Source organism: Flavobacterium sp. (assembly GCF_036405015.1).
GTDB lineage: Bacteria > Bacteroidota > Bacteroidia > Flavobacteriales > Flavobacteriaceae > Flavobacterium.
On record NZ_DASWYK010000197.1, the window covers coordinates 13,701 to 37,646 of the forward strand.

General features: G+C 32.8%; 25 protein-coding genes. 11 read left to right on the plus strand and 14 right to left on the minus strand.

The genetic code is table 11. The features are described 5' to 3' along the window. Nucleotides 1-44: 44 nt before the first annotated feature. Nucleotides 45-1,376 carry a hypothetical protein gene (locus VGE71_RS16895; protein ID WP_331139366.1) on the minus strand — a complete coding sequence of 444 codons (1,332 nt, stop codon included), beginning with the start codon at nucleotides 1,374-1,376 and terminating at the stop codon, nucleotides 45-47. A gap of 237 nt (nucleotides 1,377-1,613) precedes the next feature. Between VGE71_RS16895 and VGE71_RS16900 the strand changes: the two genes are divergently transcribed. Beyond that, complete coding sequence (locus VGE71_RS16900; RefSeq protein WP_144218746.1) at nucleotides 1,614-2,675, plus strand: oxidoreductase; 1,062 nt, start codon at nucleotides 1,614-1,616, stop codon at nucleotides 2,673-2,675. 71 nt (nucleotides 2,676-2,746) lie between these two features. On the opposite strand, the gene VGE71_RS16905 is transcribed toward VGE71_RS16900, so the two are convergent. From VGE71_RS16905 to VGE71_RS16920, 4 genes are all read right to left on the minus strand, one after another. Then, nucleotides 2,747-3,205, minus strand: coding sequence for a sensor of ECF-type sigma factor (locus VGE71_RS16905; protein ID WP_144218748.1), 459 nt, complete (start codon nucleotides 3,203-3,205; stop codon nucleotides 2,747-2,749). A gap of 31 nt (nucleotides 3,206-3,236) precedes the next feature. Next, nucleotides 3,237-3,656: a hypothetical protein gene (locus VGE71_RS16910; protein ID WP_331139367.1), complete on the minus strand. Its 420-nt coding sequence runs from the start codon at nucleotides 3,654-3,656 to the stop codon at nucleotides 3,237-3,239. 33 nt (nucleotides 3,657-3,689) lie between these two features. Further along, a complete protein-coding gene (locus VGE71_RS16915; protein WP_144218752.1) occupies nucleotides 3,690-4,232 on the minus strand; it encodes an RNA polymerase sigma factor in 543 nt (180 codons plus the stop codon). 74 nt (nucleotides 4,233-4,306) lie between these two features. Next, nucleotides 4,307-5,494 (minus strand): transcriptional regulator, encoded by a 1,188-nt coding sequence (locus VGE71_RS16920; RefSeq protein WP_331139368.1) that lies wholly within the window; start codon nucleotides 5,492-5,494, stop codon nucleotides 4,307-4,309. A 419-nt stretch (nucleotides 5,495-5,913) separates the two neighbouring features. On the opposite strand from VGE71_RS16920, the gene VGE71_RS16930 reads away from it, so the two are divergent. After that, nucleotides 5,914-6,294, plus strand: coding sequence for a nucleoside triphosphate pyrophosphohydrolase family protein (locus VGE71_RS16930; RefSeq protein WP_331139369.1), 381 nt, complete (start codon nucleotides 5,914-5,916; stop codon nucleotides 6,292-6,294). A 242-nt stretch (nucleotides 6,295-6,536) separates the two neighbouring features. Here the strand turns inward: VGE71_RS16930 and VGE71_RS16935 are convergent, their stop codons facing one another. Further along, a complete protein-coding gene (locus tag VGE71_RS16935; RefSeq protein WP_331139370.1) occupies nucleotides 6,537-7,607 on the minus strand; it encodes a branched-chain amino acid aminotransferase in 1,071 nt (356 codons plus the stop codon). A 308-nt stretch (nucleotides 7,608-7,915) separates the two neighbouring features. On the opposite strand from VGE71_RS16935, the gene mnmD reads away from it, so the two are divergent. Together mnmD and VGE71_RS16945 are read left to right on the plus strand one after the other, a co-directional pair. After that, nucleotides 7,916-8,578, plus strand: a complete 663-nt coding sequence (gene mnmD, locus VGE71_RS16940) for a tRNA (5-methylaminomethyl-2-thiouridine)(34)-methyltransferase MnmD (RefSeq protein WP_331139371.1) — start codon at nucleotides 7,916-7,918, stop codon at nucleotides 8,576-8,578. Between the two features lie 168 nt (nucleotides 8,579-8,746). Further along, nucleotides 8,747-8,944: a hypothetical protein gene (locus VGE71_RS16945; protein ID WP_073416676.1), complete on the plus strand. Its 198-nt coding sequence runs from the start codon at nucleotides 8,747-8,749 to the stop codon at nucleotides 8,942-8,944. 35 nt (nucleotides 8,945-8,979) lie between these two features. Here VGE71_RS16945 and VGE71_RS16950 read toward each other — a convergent pair whose 3' ends face one another. Next, the gene (locus tag VGE71_RS16950; RefSeq protein ID WP_331139372.1) at nucleotides 8,980-9,921 is read right to left on the minus strand and encodes a LysR substrate-binding domain-containing protein; all 942 of its coding nucleotides are present in this window, start codon (nucleotides 9,919-9,921) and stop codon (nucleotides 8,980-8,982) included. Nucleotides 9,922-10,028: 107 nt separating this feature from the next. Here VGE71_RS16950 and VGE71_RS16955 point away from each other — a divergent pair, with 107 nt between their 5' ends. The 4 genes from VGE71_RS16955 to can all read left to right on the plus strand — a co-directional run bounded on the left by VGE71_RS16955 (nucleotide 10,029) and on the right by can (nucleotide 13,382). Further along, nucleotides 10,029-10,508 carry a Dps family protein gene (locus VGE71_RS16955; protein WP_111288607.1) on the plus strand — a complete coding sequence of 160 codons (480 nt, stop codon included), beginning with the start codon at nucleotides 10,029-10,031 and terminating at the stop codon, nucleotides 10,506-10,508. 121 nt (nucleotides 10,509-10,629) lie between these two features. Continuing rightward, entirely contained in the window at nucleotides 10,630-10,911 is a 282-nt protein-coding gene (locus VGE71_RS16960) for a hypothetical protein (RefSeq protein ID WP_331139373.1), read from the plus strand. 75 nt (nucleotides 10,912-10,986) lie between these two features. Next, entirely contained in the window at nucleotides 10,987-12,633 is a 1,647-nt protein-coding gene (locus VGE71_RS16965; protein ID WP_331139374.1) for a SulP family inorganic anion transporter, read from the plus strand. A gap of 113 nt (nucleotides 12,634-12,746) precedes the next feature. Beyond that, on the plus strand, nucleotides 12,747-13,382 hold the full coding sequence (gene can, locus VGE71_RS16970; RefSeq protein ID WP_331139375.1) for a carbonate dehydratase: 636 nt from the start codon (nucleotides 12,747-12,749) through the stop codon (nucleotides 13,380-13,382). 37 nt (nucleotides 13,383-13,419) lie between these two features. Here the strand turns inward: can and VGE71_RS16975 are convergent, their stop codons facing one another. Together VGE71_RS16975 and VGE71_RS16980 are read right to left on the minus strand one after the other, a co-directional pair. Next, nucleotides 13,420-14,622: an LETM1-related biofilm-associated protein gene (locus tag VGE71_RS16975; RefSeq protein ID WP_331139376.1), complete on the minus strand. Its 1,203-nt coding sequence runs from the start codon at nucleotides 14,620-14,622 to the stop codon at nucleotides 13,420-13,422. 109 nt (nucleotides 14,623-14,731) lie between these two features. Continuing rightward, nucleotides 14,732-15,259 (minus strand): superoxide dismutase family protein, encoded by a 528-nt coding sequence (locus tag VGE71_RS16980; protein ID WP_331139377.1) that lies wholly within the window; start codon nucleotides 15,257-15,259, stop codon nucleotides 14,732-14,734. Between the two features lie 215 nt (nucleotides 15,260-15,474). Here VGE71_RS16980 and VGE71_RS16985 point away from each other — a divergent pair, with 215 nt between their 5' ends. The 3 genes from VGE71_RS16985 to VGE71_RS16995 all read left to right on the plus strand — a co-directional run bounded on the left by VGE71_RS16985 (nucleotide 15,475) and on the right by VGE71_RS16995 (nucleotide 17,029). Continuing rightward, nucleotides 15,475-15,912 (plus strand): META domain-containing protein, encoded by a 438-nt coding sequence (locus tag VGE71_RS16985; RefSeq protein ID WP_331139378.1) that lies wholly within the window; start codon nucleotides 15,475-15,477, stop codon nucleotides 15,910-15,912. A 4-nt stretch (nucleotides 15,913-15,916) separates the two neighbouring features. Next, a complete protein-coding gene (locus VGE71_RS16990; RefSeq protein ID WP_331139379.1) occupies nucleotides 15,917-16,429 on the plus strand; it encodes a DUF4251 domain-containing protein in 513 nt (170 codons plus the stop codon). Between the two features lie 114 nt (nucleotides 16,430-16,543). Next, the gene (locus VGE71_RS16995; RefSeq protein WP_331139380.1) at nucleotides 16,544-17,029 is read left to right on the plus strand and encodes a hypothetical protein; all 486 of its coding nucleotides are present in this window, start codon (nucleotides 16,544-16,546) and stop codon (nucleotides 17,027-17,029) included. Nucleotides 17,030-17,099: 70 nt separating this feature from the next. Here the strand turns inward: VGE71_RS16995 and VGE71_RS17000 are convergent, their stop codons facing one another. The 5 genes from VGE71_RS17000 to VGE71_RS17020 form a co-directional block, all read right to left on the minus strand. After that, the gene (locus VGE71_RS17000; RefSeq protein ID WP_331139381.1) at nucleotides 17,100-18,194 is read right to left on the minus strand and encodes a glycoside hydrolase family 18 protein; all 1,095 of its coding nucleotides are present in this window, start codon (nucleotides 18,192-18,194) and stop codon (nucleotides 17,100-17,102) included. A 233-nt stretch (nucleotides 18,195-18,427) separates the two neighbouring features. Beyond that, complete coding sequence (locus tag VGE71_RS17005; RefSeq protein WP_331139382.1) at nucleotides 18,428-20,233, minus strand: acyl-CoA dehydrogenase family protein; 1,806 nt, start codon at nucleotides 20,231-20,233, stop codon at nucleotides 18,428-18,430. Between the two features lie 55 nt (nucleotides 20,234-20,288). Then, the gene (locus VGE71_RS17010; RefSeq protein ID WP_331139383.1) at nucleotides 20,289-20,639 is read right to left on the minus strand and encodes a four helix bundle protein; all 351 of its coding nucleotides are present in this window, start codon (nucleotides 20,637-20,639) and stop codon (nucleotides 20,289-20,291) included. A gap of 146 nt (nucleotides 20,640-20,785) precedes the next feature. After that, a complete protein-coding gene (locus tag VGE71_RS17015; protein ID WP_207295242.1) occupies nucleotides 20,786-21,967 on the minus strand; it encodes a thiolase family protein in 1,182 nt (393 codons plus the stop codon). 92 nt (nucleotides 21,968-22,059) lie between these two features. Further along, nucleotides 22,060-23,946 (minus strand): 3-hydroxyacyl-CoA dehydrogenase/enoyl-CoA hydratase family protein (locus VGE71_RS17020; RefSeq protein WP_331139384.1); only part of this gene is annotated, 1,887 nt, incomplete at its 5' end.

A 23,946-nucleotide genomic window follows, 5' to 3' on the forward strand; every position in this document is an offset into this window, starting at 1 on the left:
ACAATTGTGAAATTGTGCTTTTAAATTAATTGAAAATATATTGTTTATCCTCTTCTTCCGTTTCCGCCACCTCTAGAGTTAGAACCGCTTTCTCTCTGAGATTGTCCTCCACCTCTAGATTCCTGACTTACTCTTGGAGATTCTGAACGCTGTTGACTTTGTGGTCTAGCAGAATAATCTCTATTAGAACTAGATCTGTTTTCAGAATTGCTTCTTGGTGCTTCAGTTCTTTGAACTGGAGCAGATTGTGTTGTGCTAACTCTGTTTTGAGAATAGTTTCTTGAATTCTCTGATCTCTGAGTTGACATTTCTCGATTAGAATTACCTCTGTTCTCAGAGTTTCCTCTAGAATAAGTATTGTTTCTAGACTCAGTTCTTGGAGTATTTTCAGCTCTAACAGAATTGTCTCCTCTGTTTGAATAATCTCTATTTACAGTACCTTCTGTATTTCTATTTACCGTTCTATTGGTAGAGTTAGAGTTATATGATCCGTTATTTCTTTCTACAGAACCTCTGTTTGTTGTACTTCTGTTGTCGGCATAATTTCTATTTGAAGTTCTATTGTCAGAATATGTAGGTCTTGCCGTGTTTCCTCTGTTTGTGTTGTATGAATTTCTATTGGTCTCTCTGCTTGATACACGTCTTTGATCCAAATCATATCTGTTGCTTACATTAGAATGTCTTTCTGCAAAGCTGTAGTTTGGTCTCATTCTTTCGTAGCCATAAGTACGTCTTGTTTCGTAGATTACAGGTGCTCTGTAACTTCTTCTAACATTTACATAATTGTAGCTGTTGTGAACATTAATACAAACATTTACATTATTTCTGTATCTGTAAACAGGGTAAGGTCTCCATGCTGTGTAATAAGTTGGATAGTAACCCCAGTTCCATGTTGAATAATAAGGTCTGTAATTGGTAACCCAAAATGAGGTGTAAATTACTGGAACAACGCTATAAACAGGCTCATAAATGTAGTTTGCGCCATATAAATAAGAGTTTCCTACTACCTGAACACTTACTTTGTTATAATTGTCTCTTTCAACATCGATAGTTGCAATGTCTTGATAAACATCACGATCTAAAACTGCCTGAATAATTACAACGTGAGTTCTGTCTTCAACAGATTCAATAACACGTAAATAATCAACCTGATCATCGCCATTTAAATCTAAGTTTGAAATTTGATATTTAGGATCGTTTAATCTTCTTTCAAAATCTTGAAGATTCGCAGATTCTCCAAACATCGAAGCAACGGCTCTTAAATCTAAATTATCGCTGATATCTGAATTTTTTGCGTAAACTGTAGTTTGATTTTGTGCTGCACAAGAACCAAAAACTAATGCTGTGAACGCTATTAAAAGTAATTTCGTTTTCATGACTAAATTATATTAAATTGATTGTACAAGGGAATATCCAATTACTGTGCCACAAATTTATTTTAGGATTCTTTGGTCGCAATGACCTGTTAGTTAGTGAGTTGTGTTTATTGGGTTGATTTTTGGATTTAATGGGCTGTATAAAATAGACTAATTATTATTTTTTGAAAATGAAATAAAGCTATTTGAGATATTATAAATAATCGTATTTTAGCGTTAACCAAATTTTAATTTCTTATGAAAAAACTAGTTTTATTTTGTGGTATTTTTATTTTATTGATGTCTTTTGGAACATTTAAATATGAAACTAAAGTAGCTTATAACAGCGGTTTTACATCAATGACTATGGATACTTTATTTAAAGATAGAATTAGTATCAGAGCCATTTTGGTAGATAAAAATAAAATTTGGTACGGAGCTGATAATTCTCGTTTTGGTTATTATGATTTAATCAAAAAAGAAAAATTTGAAGAACATATTTATCGCGATACTTTGAATTTAGAATTTAGAAGTATTGCACAGACTTCTAAAGATGTTTTTTTGCTAAGTGTTTCAAATCCGGCATTGTTATATTCAATTTCAAAAAAAGACAACAAGGTTAAATTGGTATACAAAGAAATCAATCCGAAAGTGTTTTATGATAGTATGCAATTTTGGAATGATAAAGAAGGTATTGCAATTGGAGATCCTACAGAAGATACTTTTTCTGTTATTGTAACACGTGATGGCGGAGAAACTTGGACAAAACTATTGTCTGATAAATTGCCTACCAATGCTATTGGCGAAGCAGCTTTTGCAGCGAGTAATACCAATATCGTAATCAAAGGTAATGATACATGGTTGGTTTCGGGCGGAAAAAAAGCACGTGTTTTTTATTCTCCTGATAAAGCAAAAACATGGAAAGTAGTAGAAACTCCTATTGTTCAGGGAAAAGAAATGACGGGTATTTTTACAGCTGATTTTTACGATTCTAAGCAAGGATTTATTGCTGGAGGAGATTACGAACTTCCGAATAAAAAAAATGACAACAAAGCTTTTACAAAAGATGGCGGAAAAACCTGGGAGCTGATCGGACAAAATATGGGGTTTGGCTATGCATCATGTGTGCAATATGTTCCGGGAGGAAATGGTAGAGAAATCGTCTGCGTAGGTTCTGAAGGAATACAATATTCTCAAAATGGAGGCGAAAACTGGATGCAGTTGTCTACAGATACCAAGTTTTTTACTATTCGTTTCGTAAATAGAAACACTGCAATTGCTGCAGGGCATAATAAAGTGGTTCGACTTAATTTTAAATAAAAAAATAAGAACCCTAAATAATAAAGTAAGTATTATTATATAGGGTTCTTACCGCTGTTGTTTCGTTAAGCTTAATCTTTATTGCCTTTGTCGCGATATTGCTGTAATAATTTTCGATTAAAATCGTCTTCCGATTTTTTAAGCAGCAATATTTTCTTTGCAGAAAGTACTTTTTTTAGATTGCTCATGTATTTTTCACGAAGCTGATATATTTCTTTATCCGTACTTTCGATTTGCGATAATAATGTTGCAGCCTCTTTATCTGAGAGATTTTTAAGATTCTCATCTTTTAGCTGTCTCACATACGTTTTCATTTTTAAATACTTTAATTCATATTGCTTATCATCATAAGCATTATAAATTGGCCAGAATTTCTCGGCTTCTGTTGAAGTTAATTCCAATTCTGTTGTTAAAAATGAAACTTTAAAAGCTTTAATTTTTTCACGCTTTTCATCAATTTTTCCACCTTGAGCAAAAATTGAAAAACTTGTCAGAAAGAGCAGGAGTGGTAAGATGTTTTTTATTTTCATTGCTAAGTTAAGTTGTTGAGTTAAGTTTGATCTAATTTTGTTCTGAAATTAAGTGTTCTATATTTGGACTCGCGGCTAAAATATCTTCTAATGTTTCATCTTCCAAAGTAACATCGTTGCCTAATTTTTCGATATCGCTGTCGTCTAATGTTTGAATTAAATCGTATTGGCTGATATTAGAATGATAAGATAAATAAGTTTCTAAAGTAGCTTCATCAAGTTCGTTTGAATTTGCTTTATAATTATTTACAATCGGAATTAATAATGCAAAACCAATTACCGCAGCCGCTGCCAGAGAAAGTGTTTTTTTGCGTTTGTAGAATGGAATTACTTTTACTTCTTTTTCGTTTAATTGCTGTAAAACTTTCTCTGAAAAATCATCAAAATAATGTTCTGGTGTTTTAAATCCAGATTTTATTTTGGGTTCGTTTTCTAATTTAAATGTTTTCATAATACTTATAAGATAGTTTTTGTTACAAAAGGTTTAATTTGATGTAACATATAATTCAATTTTTTTTACTGCGTGATGATAAGATGCTTTAAGAGCGCCAACCGATGTTCCTAATATTTCAGCAATCTCTTCGTATTTTAATTCTTCAAAATATTTCATTTTGAAAACTAATTGTTGTTTTTCTGGAAGTGTTACAATTGCTTTTTGAAGTTTGATTTGAATTTCATCTCCATCAAAATAAAGATCTGCTTTTAAATTGTCGATCGTTTTATTCTGTAAATCTTCAGACGAAATACCGCTGAGTTTTGCTTTTTGCGATAAAAAAGTCAAAGCTTCATTTGTTGCAATGCGATACATCCAAGAGAAAAGTTTGCTTTCGCCTTTAAAGTTTTTAAGATATTGAAAGACTTTTACAAAAGTGTTTTGTAAAACGTCGTCTGCATCATCATGATTCAAAACAATGTTTCGGATATGAGAATACAAAGGTCTCTGATAATTAGACAAGAGTTTTTGAAACGCAGCATTTTGCGTTTCAGGGTTTAATAATTGTTTTATAAATTCTTTCTCGTCTATCAAACTTTTTGTTTTGTAAACCTTTCTTAGAAGTTAGACTGAATTTAAAACAAAAGGTTTAATGAGCCTTAAAAAATTTAGAATTCCGACTGTTCTTCTTCTTGGACAGGAGTTTGTGCTGGTGCAGTAACAGGAGCAGCTGGTTTGCGTTTTACAGGCTCTGTTCTTGGCTCGCTTGGTGTTTCACTTGGAGTTTCACTTGGAGTTTCAGGAGTATAAGATGGCTCTGTGGCAACAGGAACTACTTTTGGTATAATTGGGAAATAAATTTCGGTTACCAATTTAGAAGAACCTTTTACATCCAATTTACTAAGCGTCCAGATTTCTAGATGCGACCAGCTTAGTTCTGGAGTAATTTTTTCTTTGTTTATAAAAGCCGTAGTTTTTGCAATAGCTTCATTTCTATGTGAATAATCTCCATTTAATGTAGTCTTTACAGCATCGAACCCGTTTAATTTTCCGGATAAAATATCACTTCCTGAACTAATAGATATTTCTTTATTGATTGGCAAACAAATAGAGATTTTTGCTAAACCAGTTTTAGTGTCATAAGTATGATAGATGATAAAAGGTTTTCCGTTTGCAGATAGACCGTTTGTTTCGCTAAAATGAATAAGTTTCGGAATTACAATTCGGGCATTTTTATTTACTTTTTCAATTTCACTTGTAAAAGTTTGACGAATATAAGGAGTTTCATTTTTCTTTACCAATCCGTCAACTTTGATTGCGTAGGTTTTGGTTTCGTAATCTAGGTTTTTATCAATATTGGCTAAGCTTTTTTCGTAAATAGTACCTATAACTCGATCTGGACCTCCGTGTAAAGCTGCATATATTTTAAATAAAAAACTCATTGTTCCTTTTCCTTTCCAGGTAACTTTTGTTTTTCCGTTCAAAGTATCTTTCAGAGTCCACGCAACATCTGCTTCTGTTCCGTCATATTTCATTTTTTGTTCAATGCTTTCCCCTTCTTTTGTTTTAAGAGTAATTGCATTTCCTTTTCCATCAACTCCATCCCAATAAAAAGAAGCGCCATTTCCGCTTGTTTTGTTAGGGAAAGTCATTTGTATAGAAGGATCTTCAACCGACCAAGATTCAAAATCTTCGTAATTTCTAAAATCATTAAGGTAACTGTAAACCGTTGCGCGAGGTGAATTGATCACTTTACTTCTTTCAACATCAAAAATTCCTTTTTGTGTAGCAACAAAAACAGTTAGAGCAACAAGACTTAATAACGCAAAAAGAAATAAATACTTAAGAATTTTCATTGGTAGATCGTTTGGTTTCGTAAAGTTATAAATTTTATTGTGAGTCTTACTAATAACCTATAATTATTAGGTTTTATTTTGTTGCGTAGGTCTTTTTATCTCTTTAAAAAGATTTTGATAACAAATAATATGGCAATGAAAAGCAAGAAAACAAGTAATACTTTGTAATTTCCTTTGTAAAATATTTTATGCAATGCTAGATCTTTTCGATAAGCAAAAATCATTATGATTACAAATGCAATAAAAAAACACACTCCAAATAGTATTTGTCCTTGACTAAACATAATTTTTAAAATTTTTCAGCAAATTTAGAGATTTGTAAATGATTTGCCGCTAAATTAGGTTTTCATTTCATTCAATTTTATTTTAATTTTATAAGTAAGTGAAGTAAATTAGCCCCAAAAAAGAAAAACTATTATATGAAAAAACAACTCGACGCCGTTACAGAATTTCACACTGCTTTTAAAATTGGTCATAGTGCAACTCCAGTTGCTGATGTAGGAGCAGAAAAGAAGTTACTTCGTTACAATTTAATGAAGGAGGAAAATGAAGAATATTATGAAGCGGTTCAGAATAATGATTTGGTTGAAATTGCCGATGCTCTTGGCGATATGATGTATATTTTATGTGGTACAATTATCGAACACGGACTTCAAGATAAAATTGAAGCTGTTTTTGATGAAATCCAACGCAGTAATATGAGTAAATTAGGAGAAGATGGACAACCAATTTACCGTGAAGATGGAAAAGTAATGAAAGGTCCAAATTATTTTAAGCCTGATTTCTCGAAATTATTATAGAAAATATATTTTAAATATATAGAAACATAGTTCTTAGGAATTCTAAAGAGGCGTTTCACTTGTATTAATGCACATAGCTATGTGTTAAGAAACTAGTTTCTTTTTTTGTTTTCTTTTTATGATATAGAAATCTATGTTTCTATGTGTTTAAAAATCATCATATTATAACTTAAATTTTAAAAAAAAATAAAAAACCCGATAAAACTAAATTTATCGGGTTTCTCTTTTTATATGGTTTTGGATTATTGAACCTTAACTGTCCATCCGTAAGTATCTTCAGAAAGTTTGTTCTGAAGACTTGTAAGTTTCTCTTTTAAGAAAGAAGCATAAGAGTTTTCAATTGGAGCCATTTCGTAGTATTCATCTTTATAAGAGAATCCTTTGATAACACTGATTACAGCTGCAGTTCCAGCTCCGAAAATTTCTTTCAAAGATCCGTTTTTAGCTGCTTCAACCAATTCCGTAACAATAACTGGACGAACTTCTACATTAAGACCTTCTTTTTCAGCCATTGCGATCAAACTTTTTCTGGTAACACCATCTAAGATTCTTTCGCTTGTTGGAGCTGTTAATAAAGTATCATTAATTCTGAAGAAAACGTTCATTGTTCCAGCTTCTTCTAATTTTGTATGCGTTGCATCATCAGTCCAGATAACTTGTTGGAAACCATCTTTGTTTGCCAAGTTAGTTGGGTAAAATTGAGCAGCGTAGTTTCCAGCAGCTTTTGCAGCTCCGATTCCGCCATTTGCAGCTCTACTGTAGTGCTCAGCAATAATTACTTTTACTTCACCTCCATAATATGCTTTTGCAGGAGAAAGTAAAATCATAAATTTATATTCGTCAGATGGATTTGCAATAACTCCAGGACCTGTAGCAATCATAAAAGGACGAATGTACATACTTGCACCGTTTCCTCTTTGAATCCAATCCTTGTCAATTTTTAATAATTCATTTAAACCTTCCATGAAAATATCTTCTGGAACTTCTGGCATTGCCATACGAACAGCAGAACTATTAAAACGTTTGTAGTTTTCATCAGGTCTAAACAACCAAACATCATTGTTCTCGTCTTTGTAAGCTTTCATTCCTTCAAAAATAGCTTGTCCATAATGAAAGACTTTTGATGATGGATCCATTAAAATCGGAGCATAAGGTTTAATGACAGGGTTTAGCCATTGTCCGTCTTTATAATCACATTCAAATAAATGGTCTGTAAATACAGCACCAAAACTTAAGTTTTCAAAGTCTACAGAGCTTATCTTAGACGAATCAGCTTTTCTGATTTCAATTTTGCTTGTTTGAGTTGTACTCATAGTTATGTAAGTTTTTTGTGTGGATATTTTTCACTTAATCAATTCTAAAGTGATGATATCGTGTAAAATGGAAATTAATGAATGCAAAATTACGTAAAATTATGTAAAATGCTTAGCGAAAATTCATTATTTATACGTTTTGACTGAGATTTATTTATCCTATAATAAACTCAAATATTTAATTGATTTTTATAAAGAATTTATGAAAAAACTATCGATTTTTAAGGCTTTACGCATTAGTTTTGATTAAATTTGAATATTAAAATGGCTTGAAAATCAATAAAAAGCTATTGTAAATTTCGGAAAAAGTGAAAAGAGAAATAATTAAAACGCTAGATGGCTCAACTACAATTCGTTTACCAGAATGGGATGAATGTTACCATTCTAAACACGGAGCAATTCAGGAAGCAAAACATGTATTCATAAAAAACGGACTTTCATTATTTGAAAAACCAATTAGTATATTAGAAATAGGTTTTGGAACAGGTTTGAACGCTTTTATTACCTTTTTAGAAGCTATTCGTAAAAATCAAAATATTGATTATGTTGGAGTAGAAGCGTATCCTGTTGATGCCGATGAAATTCTCGAAATGAATTATGCTGAAGAGCTCGAAGCATTGGAATTTCATAACATTTTTGAAAAAATGCATAAATCAGAATGGAACGAAAAAGTAGAAATTTGCGACCAGTTCTCGTTAACCAAAAGGAAACAATTTTTTGATGAAATTGACGATTTTGAAATTTTTGATTTGATTTACTTTGATGCCTTCGGATACAGGGTGCAACCGGAGCTTTGGAGTACGGAAATTTTTCAGAAAATGTACAATAGTTTAAAGCCTAATGGAGTCTTAGTAACTTATGCCGCACGTGGTGTTGTAAAAAGAAGCATGATTGCTGTAGGATTTACCGTCGAAAAATTAGCGGGGCCTCCTGGAAAACGAGAAATGTTTAGAGCCTTTAAAAACGGTTAGAAATGAGTTGTTTAGAATGATTCTATATTGATTTATGTGTTTTAAGAAAACGTATTCGTTGCTAAAGTTTTTAAAAAAAATAGTTAAAAATGAATTTTATGTTTGCTAATTGTTTAAATTTGGCTCGAGTTTAAAAAAATAGATAACCCCCGAAAATCTTATTTTATTATGTCAAAAATGATGTTTGATTACACGAAATCAATACTTGAGAGAGTTAGTTTCGATCCGGTACTTTTCTGCAAAGAGTTAGAAAAAGCTATCAAAACACTGTTACCTTACGAAATGGAACAATTGCAAGAATGGCTGTTAAATTTCATTATTGAAAAGCCAGAATTAAAACCAAGTCTACAGCTAATAAAAGTATAAAAGAAAAGGAGCCAAATTGGCTCCTTTTTTTATGACTACTTTTTTTGTAATGGACTAATGATTTGAACATTCTGAAAAACAATTGCGCCTTTAACAACGCCTGCAATTGTAGATCGAAGTGCATCAATGATTTGCATTTTTAATTCGCTCTTTGGGTAAATTAAACTTACCTCACGGGCTGGTTTTGGTTCCTTAAAATTTCGAAGTTTGAGTTTATCGGATTCTTTTAAGTCTAAGGTGTGCAAGTACGGAAGTAATGTTGTACCAAGGCCTTCGTCTGCCAATTTGATTAAGGTTTCAAAGCTTCCACTTTCTATCTGAAAATTAGTTTGGTCGGCATCTGAGACACTTTTGCACAGATTTAAAATTCCATCTCTAAAACAATGTCCGTCTTGTAGAAGCAAGATTTCATTAAGATTTAAATCGGCAACTTCTATTTCTTCTTTTCCAAAACTTGCATGATGTTCTGGAATGTAAGCTACAAACGGTTCAAAATACAAAACGATTTCCTTTATCTTTTCATCTTCAAGTGGCGTTGCAGCAATTGCAGCATCTAAATGCCCGTTTTTAAGTTTTAAGATAATTTCTTCGGTGTTTAACTCTTCAATTAAAAGTTTAACTTTTGGATATTTCTTAATGAAATTGTTTAAAAACATTGGTAAAAGTGTCGGCATGATGGTTGGAATAATTCCTAATCGAAATTCTCCTCCAATAAAACCTTTTTGTTGCTCAACAATATCTTTAATACGATCAGCTTCATTCACGATGTTTTTCGCTTGATTCACTATTTTCTGACCTATATCAGTAAGCTGAATCGGTTTTTTGCTTCTGTCGAAAATTAAAATATTAAGTTCTTCTTCAATCTTTTGTATCTGCATACTTAAGGTTGGCTGTGTTACGAAGCATTTTTCAGCAGCAAGGGTGAAGTTTTTATGCTCAGCAACTGCTAACACATATTGTAATTGAGTTATAGTCATGTTGATAGTAATTTGTGATGCAAAAATAAGAAAATATAATTTTTATTTATATATAATTTTAGAAAGTTACTTTAAATTTGTAGTAAATTAGTGTAAAAAATCAGATTATGAAAACAAATATTTTAGGTTTACCTGTAAAAGAGTCAGAATTATTAGTGAAAGAATTGAATGTGCTTTTGTCAAATTTTCAAGTATATTACCAAAACTTGAGAGGAATTCACTGGAACATTCGAGGAAAACGTTTTTTTGATTTACATGTAAAATTTGAAGAACTATATACAGACGCACAATTAAAAATAGATATGATAGCTGAACGAGTTTTGACAATTGGAGGAACTCCGTTGCATACTTTTGAAGACTATATTAAAAACAATAAATTGACTGTTGGAAAGAATATTTCTAATGATGAAAAAGCCGTTCAGTTGATTGTTCATTCTTTATCAGATTTGTTAAAAATTGAAAGAGAAATATTAAACAAATCGGACGAAATTAATGATGAAGGAACCAATTCTATGATGAGTGACTTCATTTCTGAGCAAGAAAAAACGATTTGGATGATGAATGCATGGTTGGAAGAAACTTTATAAAGCATTGTTTTTTAAATAATTATAAGCAGAATGGAATGAAAATTGCATTCTGCTTTTTTATTTTTGTTAAATTTCTATCAAATCTCTTTGATTTTATTTGTTTAACGCTATTTTTGTTTAGATGAAATTTGTAGCCCGCATATTACTATTCATATTTCTTGCCTTCTTATCGACCCCGACAATTGTTCAGGCGTTAAAGAAAGGCAATAGTACGGCTGTATCTTTCAGTATTGCTGAAGAAGAAGTGCATAAAGAACTTAAAAATGTAATGCACCCTTCAATTCTTGAGCACGAAGTTGTAATTCCCGTTTATATCGAGAAAAAAACAATCATTTCTGAAAATATTGTAAAATTAGACAATATTTCTCCGAGCATATTTGCTCCACCTCCCAATTTAGCATAAATACTTCCGATTATTTTGATCTTTAGCCAAGAGATGCGGTAAATCTTTAATGAATAATTTTTTTAGTATTGTGTTATGACAAAAAAAATCAATCTTTTTGCTAACCTTAAATCTGATTTTGCATCAGGTTTAGTGGTTTTCTTGGTAGCTCTTCCGTTGTGTTTAGGTATTGCAATGGCTTCTGGAGCGCCATTATTTTCCGGAATTATCGCTGGTGTTGTGGGTGGTATCGTAGTAGGATATTTAAGTCAGTCACATATTAGTGTATCAGGTCCGGCAGCTGGTTTAACGGCTATTATTTTAACCGCAATTACCGATTTGGGCGCTTTCGATGTATTTTTGATGTCTGTTTTTATTGCAGGATTAATTCAATTAGCATTAGGATTTTTAAAGGCCGGAAGTATCTCAAATTATTTTCCAACAAATGTAATTGAGGGAATGTTAGCTGGTATTGGAATCATTATTATTTTAAAACAAATACCTCATGCTTTTGGTTATGATGCAGATTATGAAGGAGATCAGGCGTTTATTCAAAATGACGGAAGCAATTCTTTTTCATTTTTGTTTGATGTTCTAAATCATATCCATTTAGGAGCTGTTGTGGTTTCTGCGGTTTCATTGGTTATTTTATTAGCTTGGGATAGAGTATCATTTCTAAAAAGAATAAAATTAGTTCCAGGAGCTTTAGTCGCTGTTATTCTTGGAGTAGTTTTAAATGAAATATTTATATCTACTGGAAGCCCTTTGGCAATTGCAAAAGAACATTTGGTTTCTTTGCCAGTTCCAAAATCTTTTGATGAATTTAAGTCAATTCTAATTATGCCAAATTTCGCTGCAGTTTCAAATCCGCAGGTTTGGGTAGTTGCTATTACAATTGCCATTGTTGCTTCTATTGAGACACTTTTATGTATTGAAGCTACAGATAGAATGGATGTACAGAAACGTTACACCAATACCAATGTAGAACTTAGAGCGCAAGGTGTGGGTAATATTGTAAGTTCTCTTTTGGGCGGTTTACCAATGACGTCAGTTGTGGTACGTTCGTCTGCGAATAATAATGCAGGAGCAAAATCTAAGCTTTCTGCAATTATTCACGGCGTACTTTTATTAATAAGTGTATTAGTCATTCCAACAATTTTAAACAAAATTCCATTGGCAACATTGGCAACCGTTTTGATTTTGGTTGGATATAAATTAGCAAAACCAGCAGCCTTTATGCATTTCTGGAAAAAGGGTAAATACCAGTTTGTCCCTTTTATTGCAACTTTGGTCTTTGTTGTTGCGACAGATTTGCTAAAAGGTGTTGCGTTGGGTATCATCATTAGTATTATTTTCGTTTTAAGAGGAAACTTAAAAAGAGCGTATGTCTTCAAAAAAGAAGAATACGAAGATGGAGATATCATTCACATCGATTTAGCGCAGGAAGTTTCGTTTTTAAATAAAGCCGCGATTAAACAAACCCTGGCTGAAATTCCAGAAAATTCAAAAGTTATCATTAATGCTCATGATACAGAGTACATTTCGCATGATGTATTGGATTTAATTCGAGAGTTTAAAGAAACCCGAGCAATTGATGAAAATATAAAAGTAAAGCTTAAAGGTTTTAAAGAAGCTTACGAACTAGAAAATACACCTGAAAATCATAATCATGTTACTATTGAACATTATTATGATGTAGCGAAAAGAGAAGTGGTTCAAAAAGAAGTTATTAGAGGAGAATAATTAAAATAAGACATTTTTTAGATAAAAGAAGTCTCAAATTTTAGGTAACTTTACATTCAAGTTCTTTTTGAGACATTCCTAAAATTAGAAATTACCACACAAAAAATAAAAAAATGAGAAAATTTTATGAGCAGTTATTAGAAAATAATAAAAAGTGGGTTGAAAATTCATTAGCAAAAGATCCTAATTATTTTGCTGATTTGGCAAAAGGACAACAGCCGCCATTATTATGGATTGGATGTTCTGACAGCCGTGTTCCTGCAAACGAAATTGTTGGTGCAAAACCAGGTGAAGTTTTTGTACACAGAAACATTGCTAATATGGTTGTTCACTCTGATATGAATATGTTAAGTGTACTGGATTATGCAGTAAATGTTTTGAAAATAAAACATATTATTGTTTGCGGACACTACGGATGCGGAGGTGTAAAAGCGGCAATGGGGAATCAGTCAGTTGGAATTATTGATAACTGGATTCGCCACATTAAAGATGAATACCGTTTACACGATAAATATTTAAATTCAATTGAAGATGAAACAGAGCGTTTTAATGCTTTTGTTGAAATCAATGCTAAAGAACAAGTTTATAATTTAGCTAAAACATCAATTGTTCAGGGAGCTTGGAAAAACGGTCAAGATCTTATGCTTCACGGTTGGGTTTACGGATTAAATTCTGGTTTCGTAACCGATTTAAATGTTACCATCAGTTCCAATGCAGAACTTGATAATGTTTATCAATTAGATTTGTAATAGAAAACAAAAATCGCCTCAAAAGGGCGATTTTTTTTTATTCGTTTTCGTCTAAATTCTCATTAAATGCAGACGGAAGCATTGTCGGAATAAACTTGATCAATATTGGTAATAATAAACTTCCTCCTGGAAGTAAAAATATCGTAAGCGATGGAATGGTTTTACAGATATCCAAAAGCTGTTTTTTTACCTTTTTCTTTTCTTTTGCATCTAAATCTCTTGTTGTAGAATAGGCTAATAAAACGACCAATTCTTTACTCTGCATGATTTCTCTAACCAATCTGTTTTTATTTCTAACAATTAGTTTTATAACGCTATGCGTCATCTGATCGTAGAAATGTTTTACAGGATTAGAATAATTAAAGTATGGAATCTTCTTTTTGTGTGTTGTAATAAAAGTATTCGTTGTGTTCATACTTTTTGCTACAAATTCATCGGAAACTCCCATGCTAGAACCCAAAGCGTATAAGAAATAGGCTTCTTCATTTTCAACAACGCCATCACTCCAAAGAGCCATTCCAGCCATATCAATTAAATAATATTGCTCAAGTTTGTTGCTGAAATATTCTAAATGTAATGTTTCTAAAGTTTCAACTGTAACTTTTGAAAATTTTGAATAGCGAATAGAAGCTTCAAAAAGTTTAATCAATAAATCGTCATGAACAGATTTTGATGTTTTAGTTTTTAAAGCCAAACCAACAATTCCTAAAACAGTTTCTTCAATTCGTTTTAAATATTTTTCAGGAATTTCTCCATGTTCTAAATATTGTCTGAAAGCTAAAACGTCAATAAATAATAGCGCATTGGTTACCAGATGCGAAAAGTTTTTACTGATGATGCTATCATTAGTCTGAACTCTCTGATCAATTATATTTTCAAGCGATAGGGAAGGAGTGTCTTTTGGCAATAAAATTTTAAACAAATTAAATCCCTCTGGATTCATCTGTTTGTAAAACTTTAAAACTTCTGAAATAAAATTATGAGGTTCTGAATTTCTTTTCTCTAAACAAAAAACATGATAGAGTGTATTAAGTAGCGCTACTTTAGAAATTTCAGTTTTAAACCAGCCTTTTATCGGAATCGGAATCTGTGAATCGATAGCAATAATATGACCGTAAATAAATCCCGTTTCTCTTACTTTATAGTAAAACGATTCTACTGTTTCAAAAGGAATTGCTTCTGAAAACTTCTGTTCACTAAAAAACTTATCGATCCAGCCTGGTGCTGAGGGATTAATCATTGACTTAATTTTGCTGCTGCAAAGCTATGTCTTTTTCTTGTTTTAGAATTCATTTTAAATGAAATAACCGTTATATTTTGTGAAAATATAACGGTTATTATGATTTTTCTTATTTGATGATTCCTGCGCAGGCAACTCTTCCGCCGGCATTTCCAGTTGGCTGAGTCGTAAAGTCATCTGTTCCAGCATGTACAATTAAGCCTTTTCCAAGAATGTCTTTGTTGCTGTCTCCGCAACCAATACACCATTCGTCAGTAGTTAAAGTGATTGATCCGTTTCCTTTTGCATCAGCAGTAAAGTTTCCGATATCACCTTTGTGGTATTCTGCAACTCCCCATTTTCCATGTTTTTTGAAAGTTGGATTCCAGTGTCCTCCTGCTGAACTTCCGTCTGCAGAGCTACAATCTGCTTTTTCATGAATGTGGATTGCATGAACTCCAGGTTCTAAACCAGTCATTTTTGCAGTAAAAGTAACTTTTCCATTTTTTTCTGTAAAAACAGCAGTTCCAGCAACTTTACTATTGCTTTTTGGCTCTAATGCTACTGTTAATGTTTTAGCATCATTTGATTTGTTATTTGTTTTACAACCAATGACTAAGGCTGTAATTATAGCGAAAGAAACGATTAGTTTTTTCATGTTTACGGGCATTTTTAATTAAAGATTAAGTAAATTTAACATAAAATAACCGAATAGTTTGACTCTAAAAGTTAAAAAAAAGTCAAACTATACTTTGTAATTTAAAATCGATTGAGCACAAAAACGAAAATTATTGCTTAAATTCGTATAGGTTTCAATGTTGCTTTTTTGAAATTTTACTTCTTTAATTCGTTCATATTTAAAAGTTTAAAGTTATGATGAAAAAGATTATTACTCTCGTTTTTTTTAGTTCGATATTGTTTTCATGTAGTATTTTTAAATGTAAAAAAACGGATGCCGTTTCTAAACTTGACGGAACCTGGGAACTCAATTATATTACGGGGCCGAGAATTACTTTTGATGGTTTGTATCCGAATAAAAAACCGACAATAGTTTTTGATACCAAAGAAAATCGAGTTTCAGGAAATAACAGTTGCAATTCGTACACAGGAAAATTGGTAGTCGATGGAAATAAAATCGATTTTAAGCAGCCAATGGCAGTCACTAAAATGATGTGTTTAAACGGCCAGCAAGGAGAACAAACTTACATGGAAATGCTCCAAAAAATAACCACTTACGATATTACGGATGATGGAAAGACTTTGAATTTTATTTCGGGAGATATAGCAATGATGCGTTTTACTAAAAAATAATACTATGAAAGCTACAATATCATTTATATCATTGTTTTTAGTTTTGAATCTTTCGCTTTCGGCGCAAGAAAAAACAAAGAAAGAGCTCAAACAAGAAAGAGAGCTGGAACAGCAGAAGCAGATACAGGCGCTTCTAGATGCTCAAAATTTTGTTTTTGAAGCACAAAAAATGACACCACAAGGAGGAAGATTAATTCAGTTGGATTATAATACTTATTTTCTAAAGTTTGATAAAGAGAATACGACTTGTGATCTTCCTTTTTTTGGGAGAGGGTACAATGTAGGTTATAATAGTGATGGCGGAATTAAATTTGAAGGTAAGCCGGAGAATATTAAAATTGAAAAGAAAAAGAAAAATACTATTCTTAGAGCGACTGTTCGGGGGAAAAATGATATTTATGATCTAGTATTTACAATTTTCTATAACGGATCTACTACGTTAAATGTTACTAGTAACAATAGAGCGCCAATTTATTACGATGGAATAATTAGTGCTCCAAAAGATTCAAAAAAATAAACAGTAGGAATAAGTTGATTTTTTGTGCTAAGGTTTTGTTTTTAAAATGTTATAAATCAGTATATTTGAGTAATGCATAGTATTTTTTAAAAAACAAATTTAAAATTAAAACCCATGAAAAAATTAAGTCTTATTCTTATTTTGGCAATTGCCTCATTTTCATCTTATGCACAATCTTCATTTAAGGAAGATGTAGATGTTTTACAAAGTGTTTATGGAAAATCTAAAAGTGAACTGGTGAAACAGTACATGAATCTGTCTGATACACAATCTGCGGCTTTCGCAAAAGTGTATGATAATTACGAAACCCAGAGAAAAGCATTGGGACAGACCAAATTTCAGTTAATAAATGATTATGCGGCCAATTACGAAACGTTAACAGATGCTAAAGCAGATGAACTGGCAAAAGGAACTCTAAAAAATCATATTGCTTATGAAAAATTGTACTCTAAAACGTATGGTCAGGCAAAAAAGGCTATTGGTTCTATAAATGCTGCCAAATTTATTCAACTTGAAGTGTATTTACAGACAATTATTCGAAGTGAAATTTTAGAAGCTATTCCGTTTATTGGAGAATTAGATAAAACAAAAGTTCAATAAGATTTCATTTTTATAAAATAGAAAAGGCAGTTATTTAAAGTAACTGCCTTTTTTATGAAGTGTAAAAAAACTATTTTGCTGTTTTTACTTTGTAAATTTCATTTACCATTCCGTCATGGAAACTGTCTAAAGTAAGTTCCCAGAACATGATACCGCCCAATTTTTTAGCTTTAACATATTCTGCTTTTTCTTTAATAGATTTTAAATCATCTGAAGTTGCAAAAGTTTTAGTTGAAGCATTGTACCAATATGGCGCTTTCGCTTTATCATCCCAGAAATATTTCCAGCCATTTGCTTCAGTATACGTTTTAGCGTAATCTTTAAAATTAACACCTTCAACGTGTTTTCCAGCTTGATATAGACCGTTATTTATGTTTTCAACATTAATCCATTGTCTCGTATAAAAAGCACCTCCAATAACTAATTTTTCAGCAGGAACTCCTTGTTTTAACAAAAACTCAACTGCTCTATTGGTAGATTCTTCATTTGCATTTGTGCTGTATAATGGCGTATGATGACCTGTAACTTGAGAATATCCGTTTACTAAATCGTAACTCATGATATTGATGCGATTAACCAGCGGAGTCACTGCTTTCCAATCGATAGATTCGTCTAAGTATTTTTGGAATCCCCCAGCAGCAAAACTTAATTCATATTTTTTGCCCAATGTTGAACGAAGGATTTTTACTAATTCTGTAAAGTTTGGCTTGTCAACAGCTTGGTATAAATGTCCAGGAAGTCCTTCGATTGCTGGATATTCCCAATCTAAATCTAGACCATCTACATTATAAGAATCACTTAATTCTTTTACAGATTTTGCAAATTTAAGACGCCCTTCAGGAGTAGAAAAAGCTTCAGAACATGGTTCGCAACCGCCCCAGCCACCAAGGGAAACAATAATTTTAAGTTGTGGATTTTTAGCTTTTAAAGAAACTAAATGCTTAATAGTATTAGAATCTTTCTCTGAATCAACAGTTAATTTTCCGTCTTTTAAGTGACAGAAACTGAATATGATTTGATTTAGTTTACTGACTTCGTATTGATCAATTAAATTTGAATCGCCTGTGTAGTAGGCAATAATATCCATTTTTTTATTCTTTTGTGCGAAAGTTGTAGAAAGACCAAAGCACATTAAAAATAAAGCAATTAGAGTAGTTTGTTTCATTTTTTTCTGGTTTTTAGAGTTTTTTAGAAAGCTAAAAGTACTGCAATAAATTTGATATTTTACTATTGTAATGGCTGTTGAATAATAATTTTAACGAATATTTTGCAGATTTATGCAAAAAAGTTGCGAATTGTAAGTGATATCTTTCGTGTAAAATAACTAAAAAAATAAACCCGCGCAGTTTCGGACTTGCGCGGGCTTAAACAAATTAAAAGCTAAAAACTATTTTTATATTAGAAGCAGTATGTGTTTTCTGCAACTAATTTTTCTGCAATTTTTTCTCTTAACGCTACAACGTTTGGAAGATTAGTGTATTTTGTAAAACGTTTTAATCCCATTAACATCATGCGTTGTTCGTCTCCTTCAGAGAATGAAGCAATTCCTTCTTTTCCTCTTAAGTTTACAATATCTACGGCTTTATATAAGTATAATTTTGCCATTGCAATTTGCTCTTGTACTTTATCTTCACCTTGAGATTTTGCTAATTTCTCAGTTCTCAAGATGGTACTTTCAGCCATGTAGATTTCGATCAAGATATCAGCAGCAGCCATTAATAACTGTTGGTGAGAATCTAAATCTGGACCATATTTTTGAACAGCACTTCCCGCAACCATTAAGAAAACTTTTTTCAAGTTGGCTACTATTACTTTTTCTTCTGAGAATAATTCAGAGAAATCAGGAGTATCAAAAGATGGAATTCCCATTAATTCTTCTTGAACTTTCATTGCAGGTCCAAGTAAATCAACATGTCCTTTCATTGCTTTTTTGATCAACATACCTACAGAAAGCATTCTGTTGATTTCGTTTGTACCTTCATAAATACGCGCGATACGAGCATCTCTCCAAGCACTTTCCATCGGAGTATCTTCAGAGAATCCCATTCCACCAAAAACCTGAATTCCTTCGTCAGAACAGTTTTGAACGTCTTCAGAAACTGCTACTTTCAAGATAGAACACTCGATAGCGTATTCTTCAACACCTTTTAATTCTGCTTCTTGGTGAGAAGTTCCTTCTGCTTCACGAGCTGCGATTCTGTCTTCGATGTCTTTTGCAGCACGGTAAGAAGCACTTTCTCCAGCATAAGCGCTAGTTGCCATTTCAGCTAATTTAGAACGGATTGCTCCAAAAGATGAAATAGAAGTATTGAACTGAATTCTTTCATTAGCGTATTTTACAGCTCCAGAAGTAACTCTTCTTTGTGCATCTAAACAAGCTGCAGCCAATTTAATACGTCCAACGTTTAAGGCATTCATTGCGATTTTGAAACCGTTTCCTCTTTCAGATAACATGTTTTCAACCGGAACTTTTGTTTCGTTGAAGAAAACCTGACGAGTAGAAGAAGCACGGATTCCTAATTTATGCTCTTCTTCATTCATAGAAATTCCGTTTGAAGGATCGTTTTCTACGATGAAACCTGTAATATTTTTATCATCTCCAATACGAGCAAAAACGATGAAAACGCTGCAGAAACCTGCATTCGAAATCCACATTTTTTGTCCTGTGATTGAATAGTATTTTCCGTCTTCAGATAAAACTGCTTTTGTTTTTCCTGAGTTAGCATCAGATCCTGCGCCTGGCTCAGTTAAACAGTAAGCACCAAACCATTCTCCAGAAGCTAATTTCGGAACGTATTTTTTCTTTTGTTCCTCAGTTCCATAAAGTGTAATTGGCATTGTTCCAATTCCGGTATGAGCACCAAAAGCTGTAGAGAAAGATCCAGTTGCTCCAGAAATGTAGTCACAAACTAACATTGTAGAAACAAATCCCATTCCTAATCCGCCGTATTCTTCTGGAACTGCAACTCCTAAAAGTCCTAGTTCACCTGCTTTACGCATTGAAGATTCGGTATAAGCGTAATCTTTCTTTTCAAAACGATCTTTATGCGCCCATAATTCTTTGTCTACGAACTCTTTTACAGAGTCACGCATCATTAACTGCTCTTCTGAGAAATCTTCTGGAGTAAAGATATCTTCACATTTTGTTTCTTTAACCAAAAACTGACCACCACGAGTCACGTTTTTTTCGATTGTATCTGCCATTTTGTTTTTGTTTTTTTATGAAAGAAAATAGAAAATAGAGTATAGAAAGTAGACTTTACTTTAGTCCGTTTTGAAAACCCATTGTCATTCTTTGGAATTCTTCTATTTTAATTTCTAATTGGTTAAATTGTATCTCGTTTATATATTTTCTATGTTTAGCAATCAATAATTGTGTAATTAGTTCAAATGAAGAACCAAGAGAAATGTCTAAAAAGTGACTGAAAGACTTATCAGTTCTTGAAGATCCTTCAGCAATATTACTAGGCATCGAAACCGAACATCTGCTTATTTGAGAACTCAAATCGTATCGTTCATGTTTTGGAAATTCTATTAATATGTCTGAAATTTCATTGGCAATTCCAATTCCAATCTTCCAAATCTTTAAGTTCTTGTAATTATGTCTCATGTTTTTTTGAGTCAAGTTAATAAAATAAAAAGTAAGAATATTACTATTCTATTTGTTTTTAAAACTTTTATATAATTTCTAAAAGTCTATCTCTTTATTCTCAAGGAAAACATCTATTCTCTTTATTCTATATTCTATTCTCTTTTTTAAAGAACTTCGTAAATCCCAGCAGAACCTTGTCCAGTACCCACACACATCGAAACAATTCCGTACTTATTTCCTCTGCGTTTCATTTCATCAAATAACTGAACAGAAAGTTTAGCGCCCGTACAACCTAGAGGATGCCCTAACGAAATTGCCCCACCGTTTACGTTTACGATATCAGGATTTAAACCTAATTCGCGAGTTACTGCTAAAGCTTGAGAAGCAAAAGCCTCGTTTAATTCAATTAATTCGATATCGTTTAATGTTAAACCAGCTTGTTTTAAAGCTTTCGGAATTGCTTTTACAGGTCCGATACCCATAATTCTTGGTTCAACACCAGAAGAAGCAAAGTTTACTAGACGTGCAATTGGCTCAAGATTTAATTCTTTTACCATGTCTTCGCTCATGATTAAAACAAAAGCAGCACCGTCGCTCATTTGAGAAGAGTTACCAGCGGTTACACTTCCGTCAGCAGCAAAAACCGGTCTTAAACCTGCTAAAGCTTCTTTAGAAGTTCCAGCTCTTGGTCCTTCGTCTTTATTTACTACGTATGATTTCGTTTCTTTTTTACCATTTTCATTGATGAAAGTCTGCTCAACCGTAATTGGAACGATTTGTTTATCGAATTTTCCTTCTGCTTGTGCTTTTAAAGCTTTCATATGAGAATTGTAAGCAAACTCATCCTGATCTTCTCTAGAAACGTTGTATTGTTTAGCAACCGCTTCGGCAGTTAAACCCATTCCCCAGTAGTAATCTTCGTGACCAGCAGCTGCAACTTTATAATCTGGAGTTGGTTTGTAACCTCCCATCGGAATGTAACTCATACTTTCTGCACCGCCAGCAATGATACAATCTGCCATTCCTGATTGAATTTTAGCCGTTGCCATTCCGATAGTTTCTAATCCAGATGCGCAGTAACGGTTTACTGTAACTCCAGGAACGTCTTCTACTTTTAATCCCATCAAAGAGATCAAACGACCGACGTTAAGTCCTTGTTCTGCTTCTGGCATTGCATTTCCAACCATAACGTCGTCAATACGTTTTTTGTCAAAATCAGGTAGTTCATTCATCATAAACTGAATGGTTTCAGCCGCTAATTCATCAGGTCTTTTAAATCTAAAAACACCTTTTGGAGCTTTTCCAACTGCTGTTCTATATGCTTTTACTATATATGCTGTTTTCATTTGTTTTGTTTTTTAAGAGTATAGAAGATAGAGTATAGAAAATAGACTTTGCAAGTCTTAAAATCTATATTCTATTCTCTTTGTTCTATTTTCTAATTACGAAGTGGTTTTCCTTTAGTTAACATATACTGAATACGCTCAAGAGTTTTTCTCTCTGTACATAAGCTCAAGAAAGCCTCTCTTTCGATATCTAATAAATATTGTTCAGATACTAAAGTTGCTTCAGATAAATCACCACCAGCCATTACGTAAGCCAGTTTGTTAGCGATTTTCTTGTCGTGTTCAGAGATGTATTTTCCAGCTTCCATTTGATCCGTTCCCACTAAGAACATACCTAAAGCTTGTTTTCCTAAAACTTTGATATCGTTTCTTCTGATTGGTTGCGTGTAGCCAGCTTCAGCCATTAACAAAGCATGTTTTTTAGCTTCAGCAATTTGACGGTCTTTGTTTACTACGATAATATCTTTACCATGTTGTAAAAGTCCAGTGTCAAAAGCTTCATAACCAGAAGTAGAAACTTTTGCCATTGCGATAGTCAAGAAATACTCTTGAAGAACGTTTAATTCCACATCGTTTTTGCGGAACAAATCTGAAGCTCTTAAAGTCATTTCTTTAGAACCACCACCACCAGGGATAACTCCAACACCAAATTCAACTAATCCCATATAAGTTTCTGCAGCAGCAACTACTTTATCAGCATGCAAGCTCATTTCGCATCCACCACCAAAAGTCATTCCGTGTGGCGCAACTACCACTGGAATTGAAGAATAACGAACACGCATCATCGTATCTTGGAACAATTTAATTGCCATGTTCAATTCGTCGTATTCTTGCTCAACCGCCATCATGAAAATCATTCCGATGTTAGCTCCAACAGAGAAATTCGCAGCTTGGTTTCCAATAACCAAACCTTGGTGTTCTTTTTCAGCTAATTCAATAGCTTTATTGATCGCAGAAAGTACATCACCACCAATTGTATTCATTTTAGATTGGAATTCTAAGTTCAAGATTCCATCTCCTAAATCTTGAATAATGGCACCACTATTGCTCCAAACTTTTTTGCTTTCGCGGATGTTGTTCAGAATAATGAATGAATCTTGTCCAGGAACTTTTACCTGAGATTTTGTTGGAAGGTTGTAGAAATAAGTAGCGCCTTCTTTTACAGTATAGAAGCTGTCACTTCCAGAAGCTAACATTTCGTTTACCCATGTAGCAGGCTCTAAACCTTCTGCTTTCATGATTTCGATTCCTTTTGCAACGCCAATAGCATCCCAGATTTCGAATGGACCATTTTCCCATCCAAAACCAGCTTTCATAGCGTCGTCAATTTTGTATAATTCGTCTGAGATTTCAGGAATTCTGTTTGAAACATAAGCAAACATTCCAGCGAAACTCTTACGGTAGAATTCACCTGCCTTGTCTGTTCCTTTTACTAAAACTTTAAAACGATTAATCGGTTTGTCGATCGTTTTAGTTAATTCTAAAGTTGCAAAATTTGCTTTTTTTGCAGGGCGGTATTCAAGTGTGTCTAAGTCAAGAGAAAGAATATCTTTGTCTACTTTTTTGTAGAAACCTTGTCCGGTTTTGCTTCCTAACCAATTATTTTCCATCATTTTGTTGATGAAATCAGGAAGTTTGAACAATTCGTGTTGTTCGTCGTTAGGGCAGTTTTCGTAAATACCATTGGCAACGTGTACCAAAGTATCTAAACCAACAACGTCAACAGTACGGAAAGTAGCCGATTTTGGACGGCCAATAACTGGTCCAGTCAATTTATCAACTTCTTCAATCGTTAATCCCATTTCTTTTACCAAATGGAATAAACTCTGAATTCCGTAAATACCAATTCTGTTTCCAATAAATGCTGGAGTATCTTTAGCAACAACCGAAGTTTTTCCTAAGAATTTAGAACCGTATTCGTTTAAGAAATCCAATACTTCGTTTGAAGTTTTTGGACCAGGAATAATTTCAAATAATTT

Coding starts and splice junctions, on each gene's coding strand:
- VGE71_RS17010 (WP_331139383.1), bottom strand. CDS start 20,639: ATGAGACATAATTACAAGAACTTAAAGATTTGGAAGATTGGAATTGGA.
- VGE71_RS16935 (WP_331139370.1), bottom strand. CDS start 7,607: ATGAGTACAACTCAAACAAGCAAAATTGAAATCAGAAAAGCTGATTCG.
- VGE71_RS16950 (WP_331139372.1), bottom strand. CDS start 9,921: ATGACTATAACTCAATTACAATATGTGTTAGCAGTTGCTGAGCATAAA.
- VGE71_RS16945 (WP_073416676.1), top strand. CDS start 8,747: ATGTCAAAAATGATGTTTGATTACACGAAATCAATACTTGAGAGAGTT.
- VGE71_RS16955 (WP_111288607.1), top strand. CDS start 10,029: ATGAAAACAAATATTTTAGGTTTACCTGTAAAAGAGTCAGAATTATTA.
- VGE71_RS16910 (WP_331139367.1), bottom strand. CDS start 3,656: ATGAAAACATTTAAATTAGAAAACGAACCCAAAATAAAATCTGGATTT.
- can (WP_331139375.1), top strand. CDS start 12,747: ATGAGAAAATTTTATGAGCAGTTATTAGAAAATAATAAAAAGTGGGTT.
- VGE71_RS17005 (WP_331139382.1), bottom strand. CDS start 20,233: ATGGCAGATACAATCGAAAAAAACGTGACTCGTGGTGGTCAGTTTTTG.
- VGE71_RS16990 (WP_331139379.1), top strand. CDS start 15,917: ATGAAAGCTACAATATCATTTATATCATTGTTTTTAGTTTTGAATCTT.
- VGE71_RS16985 (WP_331139378.1), top strand. CDS start 15,475: ATGATGAAAAAGATTATTACTCTCGTTTTTTTTAGTTCGATATTGTTT.
- VGE71_RS17015 (WP_207295242.1), bottom strand. CDS start 21,967: ATGAAAACAGCATATATAGTAAAAGCATATAGAACAGCAGTTGGAAAA.
- VGE71_RS16960 (WP_331139373.1), top strand. CDS start 10,630: ATGAAATTTGTAGCCCGCATATTACTATTCATATTTCTTGCCTTCTTA.
- VGE71_RS17000 (WP_331139381.1), bottom strand. CDS start 18,194: ATGAAACAAACTACTCTAATTGCTTTATTTTTAATGTGCTTTGGTCTT.
- VGE71_RS16900 (WP_144218746.1), top strand. CDS start 1,614: ATGAAAAAACTAGTTTTATTTTGTGGTATTTTTATTTTATTGATGTCT.
- VGE71_RS16975 (WP_331139376.1), bottom strand. CDS start 14,622: ATGATTAATCCCTCAGCACCAGGCTGGATCGATAAGTTTTTTAGTGAA.
- VGE71_RS16930 (WP_331139369.1), top strand. CDS start 5,914: ATGAAAAAACAACTCGACGCCGTTACAGAATTTCACACTGCTTTTAAA.
- VGE71_RS16905 (WP_144218748.1), bottom strand. CDS start 3,205: ATGAAAATAAAAAACATCTTACCACTCCTGCTCTTTCTGACAAGTTTT.
- VGE71_RS16995 (WP_331139380.1), top strand. CDS start 16,544: ATGAAAAAATTAAGTCTTATTCTTATTTTGGCAATTGCCTCATTTTCA.
- VGE71_RS16895 (WP_331139366.1), bottom strand. CDS start 1,376: ATGAAAACGAAATTACTTTTAATAGCGTTCACAGCATTAGTTTTTGGT.
- VGE71_RS16965 (WP_331139374.1), top strand. CDS start 10,987: ATGACAAAAAAAATCAATCTTTTTGCTAACCTTAAATCTGATTTTGCA.
- VGE71_RS16980 (WP_331139377.1), bottom strand. CDS start 15,259: ATGAAAAAACTAATCGTTTCTTTCGCTATAATTACAGCCTTAGTCATT.
- VGE71_RS16920 (WP_331139368.1), bottom strand. CDS start 5,494: ATGAAAATTCTTAAGTATTTATTTCTTTTTGCGTTATTAAGTCTTGTT.